Origin of the sequence: Limnobacter sp. SAORIC-690 (genome assembly GCF_002954425.1) — a bacterium.
In the GTDB taxonomy this organism is placed as follows: Bacteria; Pseudomonadota; Gammaproteobacteria; order Burkholderiales; family Burkholderiaceae_B; genus Limnobacter; species Limnobacter profundi.
Genome location: NZ_MQVZ01000001.1, coordinates 3,104,709 through 3,121,517 on the forward strand (window position 1 = coordinate 3,104,709; position 16,809 = coordinate 3,121,517).

General features: G+C 51.7%; 19 protein-coding genes and 1 other RNA gene. 14 read left to right on the forward strand and 6 right to left on the reverse strand.

The window, feature by feature from the left end; all coding sequences use genetic code 11:
* Positions 1–4 precede the first annotated feature (4 nt).
* Positions 5–1,021, reverse strand: a complete 1,017-nt coding sequence (hrcA, locus tag BSZ31_RS14755; protein WP_168427070.1) for a heat-inducible transcriptional repressor HrcA — start codon at positions 1,019–1,021, stop codon at positions 5–7.
* Positions 1,022–1,112: 91 nt separating this feature from the next.
* Here hrcA and BSZ31_RS14760 point away from each other — a divergent pair, with 91 nt between their 5' ends.
* Both BSZ31_RS14760 and recN read left to right on the forward strand, forming a co-directional pair.
* Positions 1,113–2,066: an NAD(+)/NADH kinase gene (locus BSZ31_RS14760; RefSeq protein ID WP_168427009.1), complete on the forward strand. Its 954-nt coding sequence runs from the start codon at positions 1,113–1,115 to the stop codon at positions 2,064–2,066.
* A complete protein-coding gene (gene recN, locus BSZ31_RS14765; protein WP_105029385.1) occupies positions 2,056–3,711 on the forward strand; it encodes a DNA repair protein RecN in 1,656 nt (551 codons plus the stop codon). The genes BSZ31_RS14760 and recN overlap by 11 nt, the downstream gene beginning before the upstream one ends.
* A gap of 33 nt (positions 3,712–3,744) precedes the next feature.
* Here the strand turns inward: recN and fur are convergent, their stop codons facing one another.
* Positions 3,745–4,173 carry a ferric iron uptake transcriptional regulator gene (gene fur, locus BSZ31_RS14770; protein ID WP_105029386.1) on the reverse strand — a complete coding sequence of 143 codons (429 nt, stop codon included), beginning with the start codon at positions 4,171–4,173 and terminating at the stop codon, positions 3,745–3,747.
* 122 nt (positions 4,174–4,295) lie between these two features.
* Here fur and BSZ31_RS14775 point away from each other — a divergent pair, with 122 nt between their 5' ends.
* From BSZ31_RS14775 to BSZ31_RS14800, 6 genes are all read left to right on the forward strand, one after another.
* Positions 4,296–4,787, forward strand: coding sequence for an outer membrane protein assembly factor BamE (locus BSZ31_RS14775; protein ID WP_105029901.1), 492 nt, complete (start codon positions 4,296–4,298; stop codon positions 4,785–4,787).
* A gap of 6 nt (positions 4,788–4,793) precedes the next feature.
* A complete protein-coding gene (dapB, locus tag BSZ31_RS14780) occupies positions 4,794–5,612 on the forward strand; it encodes a 4-hydroxy-tetrahydrodipicolinate reductase (RefSeq protein ID WP_206018623.1) in 819 nt (272 codons plus the stop codon).
* Positions 5,613–5,717: 105 nt separating this feature from the next.
* A complete protein-coding gene (locus BSZ31_RS14785) occupies positions 5,718–5,945 on the forward strand; it encodes a hypothetical protein (protein WP_105029387.1) in 228 nt (75 codons plus the stop codon).
* A complete protein-coding gene (locus BSZ31_RS14790; RefSeq protein WP_105029388.1) occupies positions 5,946–6,281 on the forward strand; it encodes a cell division protein ZapA in 336 nt (111 codons plus the stop codon).
* Between the two features lie 11 nt (positions 6,282–6,292).
* Positions 6,293–6,473, forward strand: a non-coding RNA gene (ssrS, locus tag BSZ31_RS14795) — 6S RNA.
* 80 nt (positions 6,474–6,553) lie between these two features.
* On the forward strand, positions 6,554–7,366 hold the full coding sequence (locus BSZ31_RS14800; protein ID WP_105029389.1) for a sulfite exporter TauE/SafE family protein: 813 nt from the start codon (positions 6,554–6,556) through the stop codon (positions 7,364–7,366).
* A gap of 7 nt (positions 7,367–7,373) precedes the next feature.
* Here BSZ31_RS14800 and lgt read toward each other — a convergent pair whose 3' ends face one another.
* Entirely contained in the window at positions 7,374–8,222 is an 849-nt protein-coding gene (lgt, locus tag BSZ31_RS14805; RefSeq protein WP_105029390.1) for a prolipoprotein diacylglyceryl transferase, read from the reverse strand.
* A 144-nt stretch (positions 8,223–8,366) separates the two neighbouring features.
* On the opposite strand from lgt, the gene ilvD reads away from it, so the two are divergent.
* Positions 8,367–10,055 carry a dihydroxy-acid dehydratase gene (gene ilvD, locus BSZ31_RS14810; protein ID WP_105029391.1) on the forward strand — a complete coding sequence of 563 codons (1,689 nt, stop codon included), beginning with the start codon at positions 8,367–8,369 and terminating at the stop codon, positions 10,053–10,055.
* A gap of 12 nt (positions 10,056–10,067) precedes the next feature.
* Here ilvD and BSZ31_RS17845 read toward each other — a convergent pair whose 3' ends face one another.
* Positions 10,068–10,319: a TIGR04438 family Trp-rich protein gene (locus tag BSZ31_RS17845; protein ID WP_105029392.1), complete on the reverse strand. Its 252-nt coding sequence runs from the start codon at positions 10,317–10,319 to the stop codon at positions 10,068–10,070.
* Positions 10,320–10,411: 92 nt separating this feature from the next.
* Between BSZ31_RS17845 and BSZ31_RS14820 the strand changes: the two genes are divergently transcribed.
* On the forward strand, positions 10,412–10,720 hold the full coding sequence (locus tag BSZ31_RS14820) for a c-type cytochrome (protein ID WP_105029393.1): 309 nt from the start codon (positions 10,412–10,414) through the stop codon (positions 10,718–10,720).
* Between the two features lie 67 nt (positions 10,721–10,787).
* Here BSZ31_RS14820 and BSZ31_RS14825 read toward each other — a convergent pair whose 3' ends face one another.
* Entirely contained in the window at positions 10,788–11,771 is a 984-nt protein-coding gene (locus tag BSZ31_RS14825) for a tripartite tricarboxylate transporter substrate binding protein BugE (RefSeq protein ID WP_240605723.1), read from the reverse strand.
* Between the two features lie 155 nt (positions 11,772–11,926).
* Complete coding sequence (locus BSZ31_RS14830) at positions 11,927–13,081, reverse strand: branched-chain amino acid ABC transporter substrate-binding protein (protein ID WP_369907272.1); 1,155 nt, start codon at positions 13,079–13,081, stop codon at positions 11,927–11,929.
* A gap of 246 nt (positions 13,082–13,327) precedes the next feature.
* Between BSZ31_RS14830 and BSZ31_RS14835 the strand changes: the two genes are divergently transcribed.
* The 4 genes from BSZ31_RS14835 to BSZ31_RS14850 are packed head-to-tail and all read left to right on the forward strand — an operon-like array spanning position 13,328 to position 16,800.
* Entirely contained in the window at positions 13,328–14,215 is an 888-nt protein-coding gene (locus BSZ31_RS14835) for a branched-chain amino acid ABC transporter permease (protein WP_369907293.1), read from the forward strand.
* Positions 14,212–15,285 carry an ABC transporter ATP-binding protein gene (locus tag BSZ31_RS14840; RefSeq protein ID WP_105029396.1) on the forward strand — a complete coding sequence of 358 codons (1,074 nt, stop codon included), beginning with the start codon at positions 14,212–14,214 and terminating at the stop codon, positions 15,283–15,285. The genes BSZ31_RS14835 and BSZ31_RS14840 overlap by 4 nt, the downstream gene beginning before the upstream one ends.
* Positions 15,282–16,067 carry an ABC transporter ATP-binding protein gene (locus BSZ31_RS14845; RefSeq protein ID WP_105029397.1) on the forward strand — a complete coding sequence of 262 codons (786 nt, stop codon included), beginning with the start codon at positions 15,282–15,284 and terminating at the stop codon, positions 16,065–16,067. Before BSZ31_RS14840 ends, BSZ31_RS14845 begins: the two co-directional genes overlap by 4 nt.
* Positions 16,068–16,071: 4 nt before the next feature.
* Complete coding sequence (locus tag BSZ31_RS14850; RefSeq protein WP_105029904.1) at positions 16,072–16,800, forward strand: ABC transporter ATP-binding protein; 729 nt, start codon at positions 16,072–16,074, stop codon at positions 16,798–16,800.
* The last annotated feature ends 9 nt before the right edge of the window (positions 16,801–16,809 follow it).

Genomic DNA, 16,809 nt, shown 5'->3' on the forward strand with positions numbered 1-16,809 from the left:
TACCCTACTCCGGATCCGACAAAGCCGAAGAAACCAGCTTCGATGTGATGTCCACAATCGGAATCAACCGCTCGTAGGCCATGCGTGTGGGGCCAATCACGCCCAAAGTGCCAACCACCTCACCGTTCACATGGTAAGGCGCCGAGATCACGCTCATCTCCTCCATGGGCACCAAGCTGGAATCACCACCGATGAAAATTTGCACACCTTCGGCCCTGTTGGAGCTTTCAAGCAGGCGCAACAACGCAGTGCGTTGTTCAAACACGCCAAACATCTTTTTCAGGCGCTCCATGTCCGTCGACAAATCCGATACATCCAGCAGCTTTCGCTCTCCCGACAGCAACACACCATCGGCCTGGCTTTCCTCAGATTCTGTACCCGCATTCACGGCAGCTTGCATCAACTTGCTGATGTCCTGGCTGATTTGGTGCAATTCCTCCGACAACCTTTGTTTGGCCTGCTGAAAACTCAAACCTGCAAAATGCTGGTTGAAGAAATTCGCCGCCATGGTCAATTCACTTTGTGTGTAAGGCTTCTCGACAATCAATATTCTGTTTTGCACATCACCATCGGGCGTCACGATAATCAGCAAAACCTTTCGATCCGACAAACTTAAAAATTCCACGTGTCGAAACAAAGCCGCCTTTTTCGGCGCTGTAATCACCCCGGCAAAAGAGGACAAACTGGAAAGCAGGTTCACCGCCTTGTTTAAAACACGGTTGGGGTCCTCACGCAGAATTCCTCCGCTTAGGGCGGATTGCACATCGATTGCCAAAGGTTTTACGGTAAGCAGGGAGTCAACAAACATGCGGTACCCCTGAGGCGTGGGCACTCGACCCGCCGAAGTGTGGGGCGATACCACCAGGCGCAGTTCTTCAAGGTCCGCCATCACGTTTCGAATAGTGGCCGGGCTTAAATCGAGCGTCGAATATTTGGACAAAGCCCTCGAACCCACCGGGTTACCCTCAGTGATGTACCTTTCAACCAATGTTTTCAATATGGAACGGGCGCGTTCGTCTATCATCAATGTCACTTCAAATGCGGGTTGCGATACGATTGGGCTTAGGATTAAAACCAAGGCTTCACTTTACGACAAAAACAGGGAATCAAGAATGCCGAAACAGAAAGGGATGTGCATTGCTGTGTTTGCCAAACATGGCGCCTCCCCAAAACAGGCCATTTGGCGAAGTGTGGTTGACCTGCTGGCCGCCAACGCCTTCCAAGTGCTGGTGTGCGATTCCATGTTGAACAGCGGTTCTTCCAGAAAATCAAAACCTGAATGTGATGAAGCCAACTTCGAATTTGCCAATTTGGCCCTGATCAAGAAAAAGGCGAAAATTGCGGTCATCATTGGTGGCGACGGCACTTTTCTGGGCACAGCCCGAGAATTGGCCGACTGCAACATTCCCTTGATCGGCATTAATCAGGGCCGTCTGGGATTTCTCACCGACATTCGCCTCGACGACATCAACCCCACCCTGATCGACACCATCAACGGTCAATCGGTCTCGGAAAACCGGGCTTACCTTGAAGGTCAAATTTTGCGACAAGGCAAAGTGGTGGAAAATCACATTGCTTTAAATGACATTGTGATCAGCCGCGGTATCGTGGGCGGCATGGTCGAACTTCGCGTAGAGGTTGATGGTACGTTTATGTACGACCTGCGCGCAGACGGCCTTATTATTTCGACACCAACTGGTTCCACAGCCTATGCCTTGTCGGCCGATGGCCCAATTTTGCACCCAAGTCTGGCCGGCTTGCTTATCGTACCGGTAGCGCCGCATGCGCTTACCAACCGGCCAATCGCGCTGCCCCAACACAGCACGATTGATATCCATGTGACGGGCGGCAAGCAGACCGGCGTGCACTTTGACATGCAGTTCAATGGCCGCGCCAAAGTGGGTGATCAAATACGGATCAAGGTGTCACCACACCCTATCCAGCTTTTGCACCCGGCACGATATGATTACTTCGCCATGTTGAGGCAAAAACTGCACTGGAGTGCAAGCCCCACAGAAGCCCCCCACAAAACTCGAGGACTCAGAGACAGCGGCCATGCTAAGTAGTTTGACCATTCAAGATTTCGTTATTGTCGACAAACTCGATTTGCATTTCGCCCCAGGCATGTCGGTGTTGTCCGGCGAAACTGGCGCGGGCAAGTCCATTTTGATTGATGCGCTGTCGCTGTGCCTCGGTGCGCGCGCAGACGCCTCGCAGGTTCGGGAAGGTTGTGAACGCGCCAATATCACCGCGGTATTCGAGTTAAACCCTGCGGCCAAAGCCATTCTCGATGAACAATCCATCGACTGTAGCGAGGGCGAAATGCACCTTCGCCGGGCCATTGAATCGAATGGCAGGTCAAAGGCCTACATCAACGGGACGCCGGTGCCTGCCAGCACGCTGAAAGAATTGTCTGAAACCTTGATCGACATTCACGGGCAACACGCGTTTCAAACGCTTGCAAAGCCTGGGGAGCAACTGCGCTTGCTGGACGACTTCGGCCAACACGGCGACCTGGTCCAGGCCACTACCCAAACTTATTCCCGATTGAAAACTGCGGAAAAAACCCTGAAACAGGCCCAAAGCAGCCAGGAAGACCGAGCAGCGCGCCTTGAAAATTTGCAATGGAAACTGGACTCACTGAGCAAAGTGGCACCGAAGGCCGGCGAATGGGAAACACTCAGCAGTGACTTTGATCGGTTGAGCCATGGCGCCGAATTGATCGAGGGCACGCAACACGCAAGCGATGTGCTGTCGCAAAATGAAAATGCCCTGCTCGATCAACTTACCCAAGTCATCGAAAAGCTTAGCCACTTAAGCACCCGCGACCCGGCTCTGGAAGGCGTGGTCAAAACACTGTCTGAAGGCGAAATATTGATTCGGGAAGCCAGCTACGATTTGGGCAATTACCTGAAACACAGCGACCTGGACCCAGACACACTGGCTGAAGTGGAAGCACGCATGTCGCTTTGGCATGAAACCGCCCGCAAACTGCGCATTCAGCCGGAAACCCTTCACACGGAAATGGAAAGCGTACAAGCCGAAATCAAGGGGCTTGAGGAAGGTTTCGATGTAGAAAAGCTGCAGAAGGAACTGGCTGCCGCGCGGCAAGCTTATGAAACACAAGCCGATCTGCTTTGTACAGCGCGCAAAAAAGCTGCTCTGGCTTTGTCAAAACGCGTGACTGAATCCATGCAAACACTCAGCATGCAAGGTGGCGTTTTCGTAGTTGATGTGGCCAAAGGTGAGCCCTCTGCCAAAGGCAGCGACAACATTGAATTCCGCGTGGCCGGGCACCCGGGCGTTACACCCCAAGCCATTCAGAAAGTGGCCTCAGGTGGCGAACTTGCGCGTATCAGCCTGGCGATTACCGTGAACACAGTTGAAAGCACGCCTGTGCCCACTCTGATCTTCGATGAGGTGGACAGTGGCATCGGGGGTGCGGTTGCTGAAACTGTGGGGCGTTACCTTCGCCTGTTGGCCTCGAACAAACAAGTGCTTTGCGTAACCCACCTGCCTCAGGTGGCCGCACAGGGCCACAACCATTTTCAGGTCAGCAAAGACATTTCAGCGCAAACCACGCGCTCAAAGATTGTGCAACTTGAGGCCAAAGCCCGGGTGGAAGAAATCGCAAGAATGCTGGGCGGACAAGTGATCACCGAGGCCACGCGCACTGCGGCGCATGAAATGATTGCCTCGGCCAACGGTTAACTTCACTGGCGGGTGTGCTTTACCAAGGCCTGATTATTTGCGCCTGTTCTCACAATCTTTCTTGGTACATGAACCGTAAAGGGAAAGTGCATGATCGTGAAGTTCAAACCCGCGGTCTTTGGCAATCATCTTTTGGCGACGCTCAATTTCTTCGTCAAAAAACTCTACAACTTTGCCGCACTGCACGCACACCAAATGGTCGTGGTGAGCGCCTTCATTCAGCTCAAACACCGACTTGCCCGTCTCAAAATGCTGGCGAGCCAGTAAACCTGCCTGTTCAAACTGCGTTAAAACCCGGTAAACGGTGGCCAGACCGATGTCCAGGTCTTCTTGCAGCAGCAATTTGTAAACGTCTTCAGCACTCAGGTGACGATGCTGCCCGCTCTGGAACAATTCCAGAATTTTCATTCGTGGCAGCGTTGCCTTTAAACCAATGCTTTTGAGATCCGTTGCTGTAGTCATGAGTTTGGTACCATTCTGAGGCTTAATCGAGTTCAAGTAGCTTATGATAACGCCTTTGCAGGATATGTTAGCGCACCGAATAAGGTACTCTGTTCCCACTTCACATGCGAATTCACAAAACAATGCGTATTTTACGACTGAATTTGATTCTTTGCTCGGCCATGGCCCTAGGGGTTTCCGCGTGTTCAATCATTCCGGACAACTACGTCCCCTCTTTCGTCAAACCCTACAAGTTTGATATTCAGCAGGGTAACTTCATTACCCAGCAAGACGTGGCCAAGCTGCAAGTGGGCATGACCAAAGAGCAGGTGCGCTTTATTCTGGGCACACCGTTGTTGAATGACGCCTTCCACGCCAACCGCTGGGACTATGTTTACCGTTTGTTGCGCGCTGATGGGCAAACCACACAGTCGCGTTACACCGTGATTTTCGAGAATGAACGCGTGGCCCGCCATGGGGGTGAAAACCTGCCTGTCAGCCCAACCGATTTATTGGGCCCAGACAGCTCCACCAAAGTGCCAACAGAACCCTTGCCCTCAGAAAAACCAGCCGATGACATCAAGGATTCTGAATCTGCAGTGGGCGGCACAGAACGCGCACCCGTACTTAAATAAATAGCCATGACCAAGCCAATTCAAATTGCAATTGCCGGCGCCAGTGGGCGCATGGGCAAAACATTGATAGAAGCCATTCTGAACCACCCCGGCTGCGAACTCGCAGGCGCTTTTGATCAAACTGGTTCACCCAGCATTGGTCGCGATGCTGGCGACTTCATGGGTATTTCATCGGGAGTGCTGGTTACTGACAACACAGACAGCGCCTTGGCCAATGCCGATGTTTTAATCGACTTCACCCGCCCCGAGGGCACTTTGCACCACCTGGCCTTGTGCGAGAAACACGGCGTGAAGGCCGTGATTGGCACTACTGGGTTCGAGCCCAAGCAACTGGAAGCGCTGAAAAAAGCATCCGAGAAAGTGGCCATGGTGTGGTCTCCCAACATGGCTGTTGGCGTTAACGCCACATTCAAACTGCTGGAAGTGGCTGCAAAAATTTTGTCACAAGGCTACGATATCGAAGTGATTGAAGCCCACCACAGCAAAAAAGTAGATGCCCCTTCGGGCACTGCCTTGCGCATGGGCGAAGTGCTTGCCAAGGGCCTGGGGGTTGATCTTCAAGACGTAGGCGTTTTCGCCCGGGAAGGCATTACCGGCGAGCGCAAGGCTGGCACCATCGGCTTCTCGACCATTCGTGGTGGCGATATTGTGGGCGACCACACTGTACTATTTGCCGGCATTGGCGAGCGTATTGAAATTACGCACAAATCTTCAAGCCGCATGACTTATGCACAAGGCTCAATTCGGGCAGCCCAGTTTTTGATTGGTCATGAAAAAGGTTTGTTTGACATGCAAGACGTGTTGGGCTTGAAAACTTTGTTTTAACCTAAAGCGAAACTGTAGTAGATTGCCGTAAGCAACTGTATAGTCTAGTTAAAATACCAACAACAGCAACCCTCGGGAATTATTACCCGAAGATGGAGCCAGCCAATGACGCAATCACTGCTTGCGAAACTCGACGAACTTCAAGTCAAAGTGTCCAGCCTGGCCAAAGCCCTTGATCAAAGCCGCCTGGACAACAAGTCGGCCAGGGAACAAATTGAAGCCCTGCGCCGGGAAAATGAATTGCTTCACAAAAAAGTGAATCATGCACAAGGTCAAATCAACCAAATGCTGAATCAATGGTTCCCTGAACTTGAATTGAACTCGGAGGAATAATTGGAAGCACTTGACGTGAAAATCATGGGCCGGGAATTCCGCATTGCCTGCAAGCCCGAAGAACGCGCAGCCTTGCAGCAGGCTGTCAATATTGTAGAAACAAAAATGTCCAGCATCCGCAACACCGGCAAGGTGGTGGGGCTTGATAAAATCGCAGTCATGGCGGCCTTACAAATCGCGCATGAATCGCTCGTTGGTAGTAACCCTTCCAACCCTGTTTTAGGACTGGACATTGAGACGATTGAGCGTAAAATCGAGGCTATCGAACAAATGGTTGATGGCAGCCTGAACAATGCGGCTGCTGGCAAGCCCAAGAATGCCGACTTGTTCGAATAAGGAATTTTGTTTTATCTCTGCCGTGTCTGTATTGGTCAGTATTCCGTGAACCAATATCTGTGATCCCGGTTGCGGACTTTTCAGGGTTGGTGTGATTCCCTCTTTGTCAGGGAAACCTAAAAACCCTAACACTGCGACCCACTTGAACCTTAGGTTCAGGGATCGGGCCAGTATGGCATCGGCAGAGACCCCCACACCGGGGCGATTGAACCTACGTTCAGTCGCCTCTTTTTTTATCCTGTCCAGATTCAAACCAAAAAAATTTAATCGCCATGTTCGATCCGGTTTTTATAGTTTCACTGCTTGTTTTGGGTGTAGTCAGCGGCGTGTTGGCTGGCTTGTTGGGCATTGGTGGCGGCATGCTGCTGGTGCCCTTTCTCACTTTCCTGATGGTTAGCCAGGGCGTGCCCGTCGAGCATGTGGTGCACTCCTCCATTGCCACCTCACTGGCCATCATCATGTTTACCAGTATTTCGAGCATGCGTGCTCACCACAAGGCTGGCGCGGTGCGATGGGACATCGTGAAGTTCCTCACCCCAGGTATTCTCATCGGTGGGTTTATTGGATCAAAAGTGGTGTCTTATTTGCCCACCAAAGAACTGGCATTCGTATTCGGTGCTTTTGTTATTTTTTCCGCTTACCAAATGTATGCCGACAAGAAACCCAAACCAAGCCGCACTTTGCCGGGGAAAGCAGGTCTTGCGGCTGTGGGTGGCGTAATTGGGGCAGCCTCGGCAATTGTAGGCGCCGGGGGTGGGTTTCTGTCGGTGCCCTTTATGGTGTGGAGCAACATCAACCTGCGCAATGCTGTGGCAACATCCGCTGCCTTGGGTTTCCCGATTGCCGTGTTTTCAAGTGCCGCTTACGTAATCAACGGGCAACATTTGCAAGGCATGCCAGCCGGGTCACTGGGCTATGTTTATTTGCCCGCTGTGGCCTGCGTGGCAGCGATGAGCGTACTATTTGCCCCTTATGGTGCAAAACTGGCGCACACCCTGCCTGTCAAAAAGATCAAGCGCATTTTTGCACTGCTGCTGGCTTTCATTGCCATGTCCATGATTTACAAGGCAGTTACCGGCTTTTAATTCAATATCACTTGCTGCGTTTGCTGCCCTTGCCTGCTTTTGCCTGGGCAGCTTCCAACGCAGTCATGGTTTCAAGCCCTGTGGGCTTGTTTTTCGACCATGCCAACAAGGCGAATCCACCCAGAATCATGGGCACACACAACCATTGCCCCATCGACAATCCCAGAGAAAGCGTACCCAAAAAGCGGTCTGGCTCACGGGCATACTCCACCACAAAACGGGCGGCACCATAGCCAATCAAAAACCAGGCTGACACTGCCGCACGCGGGCGTGGCTTGCTGGCAAACCACCAAAGCCCAATGAACAAAGCAATACCTTCCAAACTCATTTGGTAAAGCTGTGATGGGTGGCGTGCAATTGCATCGCCCGCCTGCGGAAACACAACCCCCCACCAGCCATCGGTCGGGCGCCCCCACAACTCACCATTGATAAAGTTGCCAAGACGACCCAAGGCCAATCCGATTGGAACAGCGGGCGCCACAAAATCCATCACATCAAAAAACTTCCAGTCTTTGTACCTGCCGTAAATAAAACACACCAGCAACACGCCGAGAAACCCACCATGAAAAGACATTCCGCCTTCCCAAATTGCGAGAATTTCGCCAGGGTTGGCCATGTAGTAGTCAGGCTTGTAAAAAAAAACATAGCCCAATCGACCACCCAGAATGACACCCAAAACCGCCCAGGTCAGCATATTGTCCACATCGGACATTTTGATGGCCGGGAACAAATGCAAGCGGCGCTTGGCGAGCATGATGAAGGCAACAAAAGCCAACAAATACATCAAACCGTACCAGCGAATGGCCACAGGGCCGATCGAAATGGCAATAGGATCGAATTCAGGATGTACAAACATGGAAAACCCGGAATGTGAAAAACCGTTCAATTGTACTGCCCTAGGGACTACCCTTTGATGAATGAACGTCTTCCTGCGCCCAGCGGAGCATCATAAAATGGTAAATTCTCGTTTTGAATCCAATTCCACCTGCGAGCTTTTGCAATGAGCATCAATCGACGTTCCAAGAACATTACCCAGGGCGTAGCCCGTTCGCCCAACCGAGCGATGTATTTCGCCATGGGTTACAAAGACGAAGACTTCAACAACCCCATGATTGGTATTGCCAACGGTCATTCCACTATCACGCCTTGCAACAGTGGCCTGCAGCCATTGGCCGATGCAGCGGTGAAAGCAGTAAAAGAAGCTGGCGGCAACCCGCAAATTTTCGGAACCCCAACCATCTCCGATGGCATGAGCATGGGCACTGAGGGGATGAAGTATTCACTGGTCAGCCGTGAAGTGATTGCTGACTGTATCGAAACTGCGGTGCAAGGCCAGTGGATGGACGGAGTTCTTGTCATCGGTGGCTGCGACAAGAACATGCCTGGTGGCATGATCGGCATGGCCCGCATGAATGTGCCCGGCATTTACGTTTATGGCGGCACCATCAAGCCTGGGCGTTACAAAGGCAAAGACCTGACAATTGTGTCTGCCTTCGAAGCGGTGGGTGAATTCACTGCTGGCCGCATGAGCGAAGAAGATTTCAAGGGCATCGAGAAGAATGCATGCCCAAGTTCTGGTTCTTGTGGCGGCATGTACACAGCCAACACCATGAGCTCGGCATTCGAGGCATTGGGCATGAGCCTGCCCTACTCCAGCACCATGTCAAATATCGATGCGGAAAAGGTCACTTCGACTGAAGAATCAGCTCGCGTGCTGATCGAAGCGGTGCGCAACGACCTGAAGCCCCGCGACATCATTACCAAAAAGTCGATTGAAAATGCAGTGGCTGTGCTGATGGCCACTGGCGGATCGACCAATGCTGTGCTGCACTTCCTGGCCATCGCCAAGGCAGCAGATGTGGCCTGGAGCTACGAGGACTTCGAACGCGTGCGCCTACGTACACCTGTCATTTGCAATTTGAAGCCTTCTGGTCAGTATGTTGCAACCGACCTGCACGACGCGGGTGGTATTCCACAAGTCATGAAGATTTTGCTGGACGCCGGCCTGCTGCACGGCGATTGCATCACGATTACCGGCAAAACGATTGCTGAAACACTGGCAGATATTCCGTCGGTGCCCCGTGCAGATCAAAACGTGATCATGCCCATCGAGAAAGCCCTGTACAAGCAAGGTCACTTGGCGATTTTGAAAGGCAACCTGGCGCCTGAAGGGGCTGTGGCCAAGATTACCGGCTTGAAGAACCCTGTGATTACCGGCCCAGCCAAGGTGTTTGATGACGAGCAAAGCGCGATGGACGCAATTTTGGGCGACAAAATCAAAGACGGCGATGTGATTATTCTTCGCTATCTGGGCCCCAAAGGCGGCCCAGGCATGCCCGAAATGCTTGCCCCAACCTCGGCAATTATTGGCAAAGGTCTCGGCGAAACAGTCGGCCTGATTACCGACGGTCGTTTCTCAGGCGGTACCTGGGGTATGGTGGTGGGCCACGTGGCACCGGAGGCTTACGTTGGTGGCCCAATTGCACTGATCAAGGAAGGCGATTCCATCACTATGGACGCGCACCAGAAATTGTTGCAGATCAATGTTAGCGACGAAGAATTGGCGAAGCGCCGTGAAAGCTGGGTAAAACCCAAACCACGTTACACCACGGGTGTACTGGCCAAATTCGCAGCCTTGGCCAGCAGCGCCAGCAAAGGTGCCGTCACCGATGGTGATCTCGACCTGTAAACTTGCAAACGCTTACCTAAAAGGAAAACCCCGGCGCTGGCGTCGGGGTTTTTTGTTTTGAAAATGTCGAATACGTGCCTCTAGCTGGCGCTTTCTAAACTGCTGTCGGCGAACATCCAGGCCAAGCCAAGGTTCAAAAAGTTCAAACCAGCAAATGGCCATGAGGAAGGGCAAAGCAATGGAGAACCATTCCCAATTGCTTACGGGATGAACACCGCCTAGTTTCATTGTGAGCAAAAGGATGCCCAGAAGGATAAAAATCATGCTGTTTCACATGACAAACAACTGCGTTGTCTGCCAAAATGACGCCCGAGACGTTATTAATGTGATAACTGTAACAAAGTGAGGAGTTCAGTATGATCAAGCAAATGGGTGTCTTGGCGATTGCAGCCACCATGGTTGCTCTACCGTTGTCAGCCAGCGCCGACGAAGCATTGGCCAAGAGCAAAGCCTGCTTGGCCTGCCATCAGGTTCAGAAAAAAGTAGTTGGTCCGGCTTTTAAAGACGTTGCCGCCAAGTACAAAGGTCAAGCAGGTGCAGAAGCAATGCTGGCCGGCAAAATCAAGAACGGTACCAAAGGCGTTTGGGGTCCTGTTCCCATGCCTGCTCAAAACGTGACCGAAGACGAAGCCAAGAAATTGGCCGCCTGGGTACTGGCGCTGTAATTAGTTTGCAAGCAATTCAAAAAGCCAAGGTGTTGCGCCTTGGCTTTTTTTCATTCCAGATTAACCATCAAGACCCGTCAAACTGAATGTTCTGCTTTTTCACCAAAGCGTGCATTCGTTCCATTTCCTGCCTGATTTCAGCAGCATGTTGAGCAGGTGTGTTTCCCACAGGCTCTGCACCGCTGGCCCGCAGGCGTTCCTGAACTTCAGGTAGCTTGAGAACTTTCACTGTGGCGGCGTTCAACTTTTGAACAATGGAATCGGGAGTGGCAGCAGGTGCAACCAACCCATACCAAACTGGTTCATTCACTGCCGTTAATCCCAACTCTTTAAACGTGGGTACATTCGGAAGTGATTCAAGCCGGTTAGGCCAGGCCACAGCCAAGGCGCGCAAGCGATCTGCCTTGATGTGCGACATGGATGAAGGCAGATTGTCGAACATCATGTCCACAGACCCGCCCAGCAGGTCATTCAGTGCAGGGCCGGCACCGCGATACGGCACATGCAAAATATCAGTGCCTGTTTCAACCTTGAACTGCTCACCCACCATTTGCTGAATACTGCACTGCCCTGATGTTGCAAAACTCAACTTGCCCGGGTTCTTTTTCACATGCGTCAAAAACTGTTTGAAGTCTTGCGCGGGAAACTTTGGATTCACGGTTAAAACATTTGGAGAACCCGCCATATTGGTAATGGCCTTGAAGTCTTTGACCGGGTTGTAGGGTACTTTCGGGTTGCAGGCCGAGATTACCGCATGTGTTGACAGTGTAGACACACCCAAGGTGTACCCATCGGGTGCTGCCTTGGCCACCAAGCCAGCACCAATGCTGCCACCGCCGCCACCGCGGTTGTCGACGATCACAGATTGTCCCAGTTCTTTACCCAACTTGTCCGCCACAATTCTGGCAACAATGTCAGTAGTTCCTCCCGCCGCAAACGGCACTACCAGTGTGATAGTTTTGCTGGGGTAATTGTCAGCGATGGCTGAGCCTGTTGCACAGGTCAGCAGCATTGCAGTGAATAGTGTTTTTTTGATACCGCAGAAAATCATTCATCATCTCCACTTGTTATTGGCCACAACCTGAGGCGGTTGTGGCTCAACACTTAAGTGGTGGATGATCAACAGAAGTTCGTGACTGTTAAAAATTAATACTGATTAAATTTACAAAATAAAAATGTATCCCCCATCGGTCCAACGCTGCTGGATTAATTCACAACCTTGACCGGAAACTTTCCTTGAGGGCCATAAGAATTCAATGTCACCGCAGCATTCAGCACATCACCGACTTCATCAAATGCAATAGTCCCAATCACTCCCTCGTGCCGAATCTCTTTCAACTTCGGAAGATACTTCTTGGGGTCTGCTGACTTTGCATTTTTCATGGCCATGCCCATGGTCATGACTGCATCGTATACAAAAGGCGCATAAACCTGAATGTCCGCCTTGAACTGGGCTTTGAATCGTTTCTCGAATGCAGGTCCGCCCGGCATTTTGCTCAAGGCCATACCGCCCTCGGCGCAAAGCACATTCGATCCAACATTGTCCCCGCCAAGACGCATTAATTCCGTTGTACAAATACCATCACCGCCAATCAGCTTTGCCTTGATACCCAATTGCTTCATCTGGCGCAGCATTGGGCCTGCCTGTGCGTCCATACCCCCGTAAAACACCAGGTCAGGATTCACACGCTTGACCGAGGTCAAGATGGCCGCAAAGTCAGTGGCCTTGTCATTGGTGTAGTGGCGCTCCAGCACCTTCACGCCTTTGGCTTCAAGCTGCTTCGTAAAAATATCAGCCAATGGCTGTCCATAACCGGTGCGGTCATCAATGACCACCACCCGCTTCACTTTCATTTCGTCGACTGCATACTTGGCCAAGGCAACGCCCAACACTCCATCGTGCGCAATCACTCTGAACACCGACTCAAACCCTTGCTTTGTTACTTTGGGTGTGGTGGCTGAAGGTGTAATTTGGGGAATTCCGCAGTCATAATAAATACGGGATGCGGGAATGGTGGTGCCGCTGTTCAAGTGCCCAACAATTCCGTTTACTTTCATGTCACACAATTTTTGCGCCACGATCGCACCAGTTTTTGGGTCAGCGGCATCGTCTTCTGCAACCAGCTGAAACTTGGCGGTGCCACCATCCACCTGAATTTTCATTTTATTCAAATCGTCGATCGCCAACCTGGCGCCCGATTCATTGTCTTTGCCGTAGTGGGCCTGTGGTCCCGAGAGCGGGGCAATGTGCCCTATCTTGACCAACACGTCCTTGGCGTGGACAGCACCGCCTGCCAAAGTCATCAACACCGGTACGCACAACAATGAATGTTTTAAATACCGGAAACGGGAAAGGTTCATGGCCACCTCCAACTTGTTTTTATGATTAATTCCATCAATGTAGCATCTAAACCGGGAATGGGTTCAGCTGTCAATTAACTGACTTCTTTCTGAAGAAATACGCGAAACCCAAACCCAATTTGCTCTATTCTTTTTCCGACAACCCTTATCTCAATCGCATTGGCGTACATGGATATATTTGCTCAACAACTGATCAACGGCTTGGTACTTGGCAGTATTTATGCCTTGGTGGCACTCGGGTACACGATGGTGTATGGCGTGTTGGGTTTGATCAATTTCGCCCATGGCGAAGTGGTTATGATCGGTGCCATGGTGGCCTTTAGCGCCATCACTTTGTTTATGGGTGTTTTCCCGGAAACTCCGGGCTGGATTCTTTTCCTGGTGGGTGTGCTGTTCGCTGTGCCTGTGTGCATGCTGGTCAGTTTCTCAATTGAACGCTTGGCCTATCGCCCCTTGCGAAATGCACCCCGGCTTGCACCCTTGATTTCGGCCATCGGCGTTTCAATCATTTTGCAAACCTTGGCCATGATCATTTGGGGGCGCAATTACCTCATCTTTCCGGCCACCTTGCCCACAGACCCGATTGTGTTGTACACCTTTGCCCCAGTCCTCGATAACGACTACGAAAGAATTGTATCCATCACACCGGTACAACTTCTAATTGTGGTGGTATCGGCTGCACTCATGTTTGGCCTTACTTACACAGTGAACAAAACCCGCTTGGGAAAAGCCATGCGCGCCACCTCTGAAAATCCCCAATTGGCAGGTCTCATGGGTATCAATGCCAATTCAGTGATCGCCGCTACATTTGTGATCGGAGCGGCTTTGGCCGGAGTGGCCGGGGTCATGGTGGCCGCCAACTATTCAGTGGCCCATTTTTACATGGGCTTTTTACCCGGTTTGAAAGCCTTTACTGCCGCCGTACTTGGCGGTATCGGCAACATTTACGGTGCCATGTTGGGCGGCCTGCTTTTAGGCATTGTCGAAAGCCTGGGGGCTGGTTATCTGGGCCAATTGACCGGTGGTTTTTTAGGCTCCCACTATCAGGATATTTTTGCCTTCGCCGTATTGATTTTGGTGCTTACTCTTCGGCCATCTGGTCTGTTGGGTGAAAGGGTGTCGGACCGCGCATGAACAAACTTGCCAACCGCCATCAACAAATTATCGGTTTCCTGCTGGTTGCTGTCGCATTGGCTGCCCTTCCCTGGGTTGCAGGCTTGATTGGCAACAGCTGGGTTCGAATTTTGAACATCGCCTTGCTGTACGTCATGCTTGCGCTGGGGCTCAATATTGTCGTGGGTTTCGCCGGTTTACTCGATCTGGGTTACATCGCCTTTTACGCTGTGGGCGCTTATGTTTACGGTTTGTTGGCATCGCCACACTTAACGGACAATTTTGAAACCATCGCAGCCCTGTTCCCCGATGGCCTGCATCTTTCAATTTGGTTAATGATTCCACTGGGAGCACTAACCGCTGCGCTATTCGGCGTGTTGCTGGGTGCACCCACCCTTCGGCTACGGGGCGACTATCTCGCCATTGTTACCCTGGGTTTCGGTGAAATCATTCGCCTGTTTTTAAACAATCTGAATGCACCAGTCAATATCACCAACGGCCCCCAAGGCATCAACATGATTGAGCCCGTTCAAATTGCGGGGGTTCGTTTTTCACGCACTGTCGATTTGTTCGGCATCGAGGTGCCTGCGCTCCACCTTTACTACTATTTGTTTCTGGCGCTTACCCTGCTTATCATCTTGGTGTGTATGCGCCTGCAAAACAGCCGAATCGGCCGCGCATGGACCGCAATACGTGACGACGAAATTGCGGCAAAATCCATGGGAATCAACACCCGCAACATGAAACTGCTGGCCTTTGCCCTGGGTGCCTCTTTTGGCGGCGTAGCAGGTGCCATGTTCTCTGCATTTCAGGGCTTTGTCAGCCCAGAGTCCTTCGGCCTGATGGAATCAATCATCGTACTTTGCATGGTGGTACTAGGGGGCATGGGTCACATTCCCGGCGTCATTTTGGGCGCACTTTTACTGGCAGGTTTTCCGGAGATGCTGCGGCAAGTGGTTACACCCGTTCAAGAGTTTTTATTTGGTACTGTGCTGGTGGATGCAGAAATACTTCGCTCCCTCATCTACGGACTCACCATGGTGCTGGTGATGCTGTATCGCCCCAATGGGCTTTGGCCACAACGCAAATGAACGCTCCCTTGTTTAGCGCCTCCAACCTGAGAAAAAGCTTCGGCGGTATTGCTGCCGTGGATGATGTCAGCCTGTGTATTCAGGCTGGGCAAGTGATCGGGCTGATTGGCCCGAATGGCGCAGGCAAAACCACCTGTTTTAATTTGATCACCGGTTTGTACACACCCGATGCCGGGCAACTCGCATTCAAGGGCAAGCCCTACAAACCTGCTTCGCCCCACCATGTTGCGCAAATGGGTTTGGCCCGCACCTTTCAAAATATTCGTTTGTTCAAAAGTATGACAGCGCTTGAAAATGTGGCAGTGGGCATGCACAGCAAAACCAGTCAGGGTGTATTGGGCGCCATACTTCGTACCCCAGCACAACGCCGCGAGGAAATAAAGGTTCAGCAGCAAGCCATGCATTGGTTACATTACGTGGGCATTCGCGCCTACAGCAATCACCTGGCCGGGCAGCTTTCCTATGGCGATCAGCGACGCCTTGAAATAGCACGCGCACTGGCCAGCGAACCCGCCCTGCTTGCCCTGGACGAACCCGCTGCCGGCATGAATGCCACCGAAAAATTAAAGCTGCGCGAGTTGCTGCTTCAAATTCGACATGATGGCAAATCAATACTGCTGATTGAACACGATGTCAAACTGGTGATGGGTATTTGTGACGAGGTTACCGTGCTGGACTATGGCAAAGTAATCGCCCAAGGCACCCCCACACAAGTTCAGCAATCCCCCGCCGTCATTGAAGCTTATCTCGGGGGGCTGCACCATGCTGAATCCCGTGAGTAACAACATGCTGAACATTCAAGGGCTGACTGTCGCCTACGGCGGAATTCAGGCTGTGAAGGGTTTGAGTTTTCAGGTGCATGCGGGTGAACTGGTGTGCTTGATTGGCTGCAATGGTGCGGGTAAAACTTCAACCATGAAAGCCATTGCAGGCTTGTTGCCTTTTGAAGCGCATGCAGCAACCTTCAAAGGTGCAATCGACCTGACTGCCCTGCCTGCACATGAAAGGCTACCAAACGGCCTGGCTTTGGTGCCCGAGGGGCGCGGAATTTTCACCCGCATGACCGTGCTTGAAAATCTTGAATTGGGTGCAAATGCGCGCTTGCATGCTGGTTGCCCACAATCCGAGATTCACGCTGATCTCGAAAAAATGCTGATGCTGTTTCCGCGCATCAAAGAAAGGCTGAAGCAATCCGCCGGGACATTGAGCGGTGGAGAACAACAGATGTTGGCCATGGCACGCGCCCTGATGGGCAAACCCGATTTGCTGCTGCTGGACGAACCCAGTATGGGATTGGCCCCAATGATGGTCGAAAAAATTTTTGAAGTAATACAACAGGTGCACCGAGATGGCATGACTATCTTGCTGGTGGAGCAAAATGCGCACATTGCCCTGCAACTGGCCAACCGTGCCTATGTAATGGACTCTGGTTTGATTGATTACGAAGGCAAGGCCTGTGAACTGATCAACGACCCGAGAATTCGCGAAACTTATTTGGGGCAGGTGTCGCCATAAAGCGTACTT

Excerpts from the sequence above, each read along its gene's own strand:
- BSZ31_RS14760 (WP_168427009.1), top strand. The coding sequence starts at position 1,113 with ATGCCGAAACAGAAAGGGATGTGCATTGCTGTGTTTGCCAAACATGGC.
- recN (WP_105029385.1), top strand. The coding sequence starts at position 2,056 with ATGCTAAGTAGTTTGACCATTCAAGATTTCGTTATTGTCGACAAACTC.
- fur (WP_105029386.1), bottom strand. The coding sequence starts at position 4,173 with ATGACTACAGCAACGGATCTCAAAAGCATTGGTTTAAAGGCAACGCTG.
- BSZ31_RS14775 (WP_105029901.1), top strand. The coding sequence starts at position 4,296 with ATGCGTATTTTACGACTGAATTTGATTCTTTGCTCGGCCATGGCCCTA.
- dapB (WP_206018623.1), top strand. The coding sequence starts at position 4,794 with ATGACCAAGCCAATTCAAATTGCAATTGCCGGCGCCAGTGGGCGCATG.
- BSZ31_RS14785 (WP_105029387.1), top strand. The coding sequence starts at position 5,718 with ATGACGCAATCACTGCTTGCGAAACTCGACGAACTTCAAGTCAAAGTG.
- BSZ31_RS14800 (WP_105029389.1), top strand. The coding sequence starts at position 6,554 with ATGTTCGATCCGGTTTTTATAGTTTCACTGCTTGTTTTGGGTGTAGTC.
- lgt (WP_105029390.1), bottom strand. The coding sequence starts at position 8,222 with ATGTTTGTACATCCTGAATTCGATCCTATTGCCATTTCGATCGGCCCT.
- ilvD (WP_105029391.1), top strand. The coding sequence starts at position 8,367 with ATGAGCATCAATCGACGTTCCAAGAACATTACCCAGGGCGTAGCCCGT.
- BSZ31_RS17845 (WP_105029392.1), bottom strand. The coding sequence starts at position 10,319 with ATGATTTTTATCCTTCTGGGCATCCTTTTGCTCACAATGAAACTAGGC.
- BSZ31_RS14820 (WP_105029393.1), top strand. The coding sequence starts at position 10,412 with ATGATCAAGCAAATGGGTGTCTTGGCGATTGCAGCCACCATGGTTGCT.
- BSZ31_RS14825 (WP_240605723.1), bottom strand. The coding sequence starts at position 11,771 with ATGATTTTCTGCGGTATCAAAAAAACACTATTCACTGCAATGCTGCTG.
- BSZ31_RS14830 (WP_369907272.1), bottom strand. The coding sequence starts at position 13,081 with ATGAACCTTTCCCGTTTCCGGTATTTAAAACATTCATTGTTGTGCGTA.
- BSZ31_RS14835 (WP_369907293.1), top strand. The coding sequence starts at position 13,328 with ATGGTGTATGGCGTGTTGGGTTTGATCAATTTCGCCCATGGCGAAGTG.
- BSZ31_RS14840 (WP_105029396.1), top strand. The coding sequence starts at position 14,212 with ATGAACAAACTTGCCAACCGCCATCAACAAATTATCGGTTTCCTGCTG.
- BSZ31_RS14845 (WP_105029397.1), top strand. The coding sequence starts at position 15,282 with ATGAACGCTCCCTTGTTTAGCGCCTCCAACCTGAGAAAAAGCTTCGGC.
- BSZ31_RS14850 (WP_105029904.1), top strand. The coding sequence starts at position 16,072 with ATGCTGAACATTCAAGGGCTGACTGTCGCCTACGGCGGAATTCAGGCT.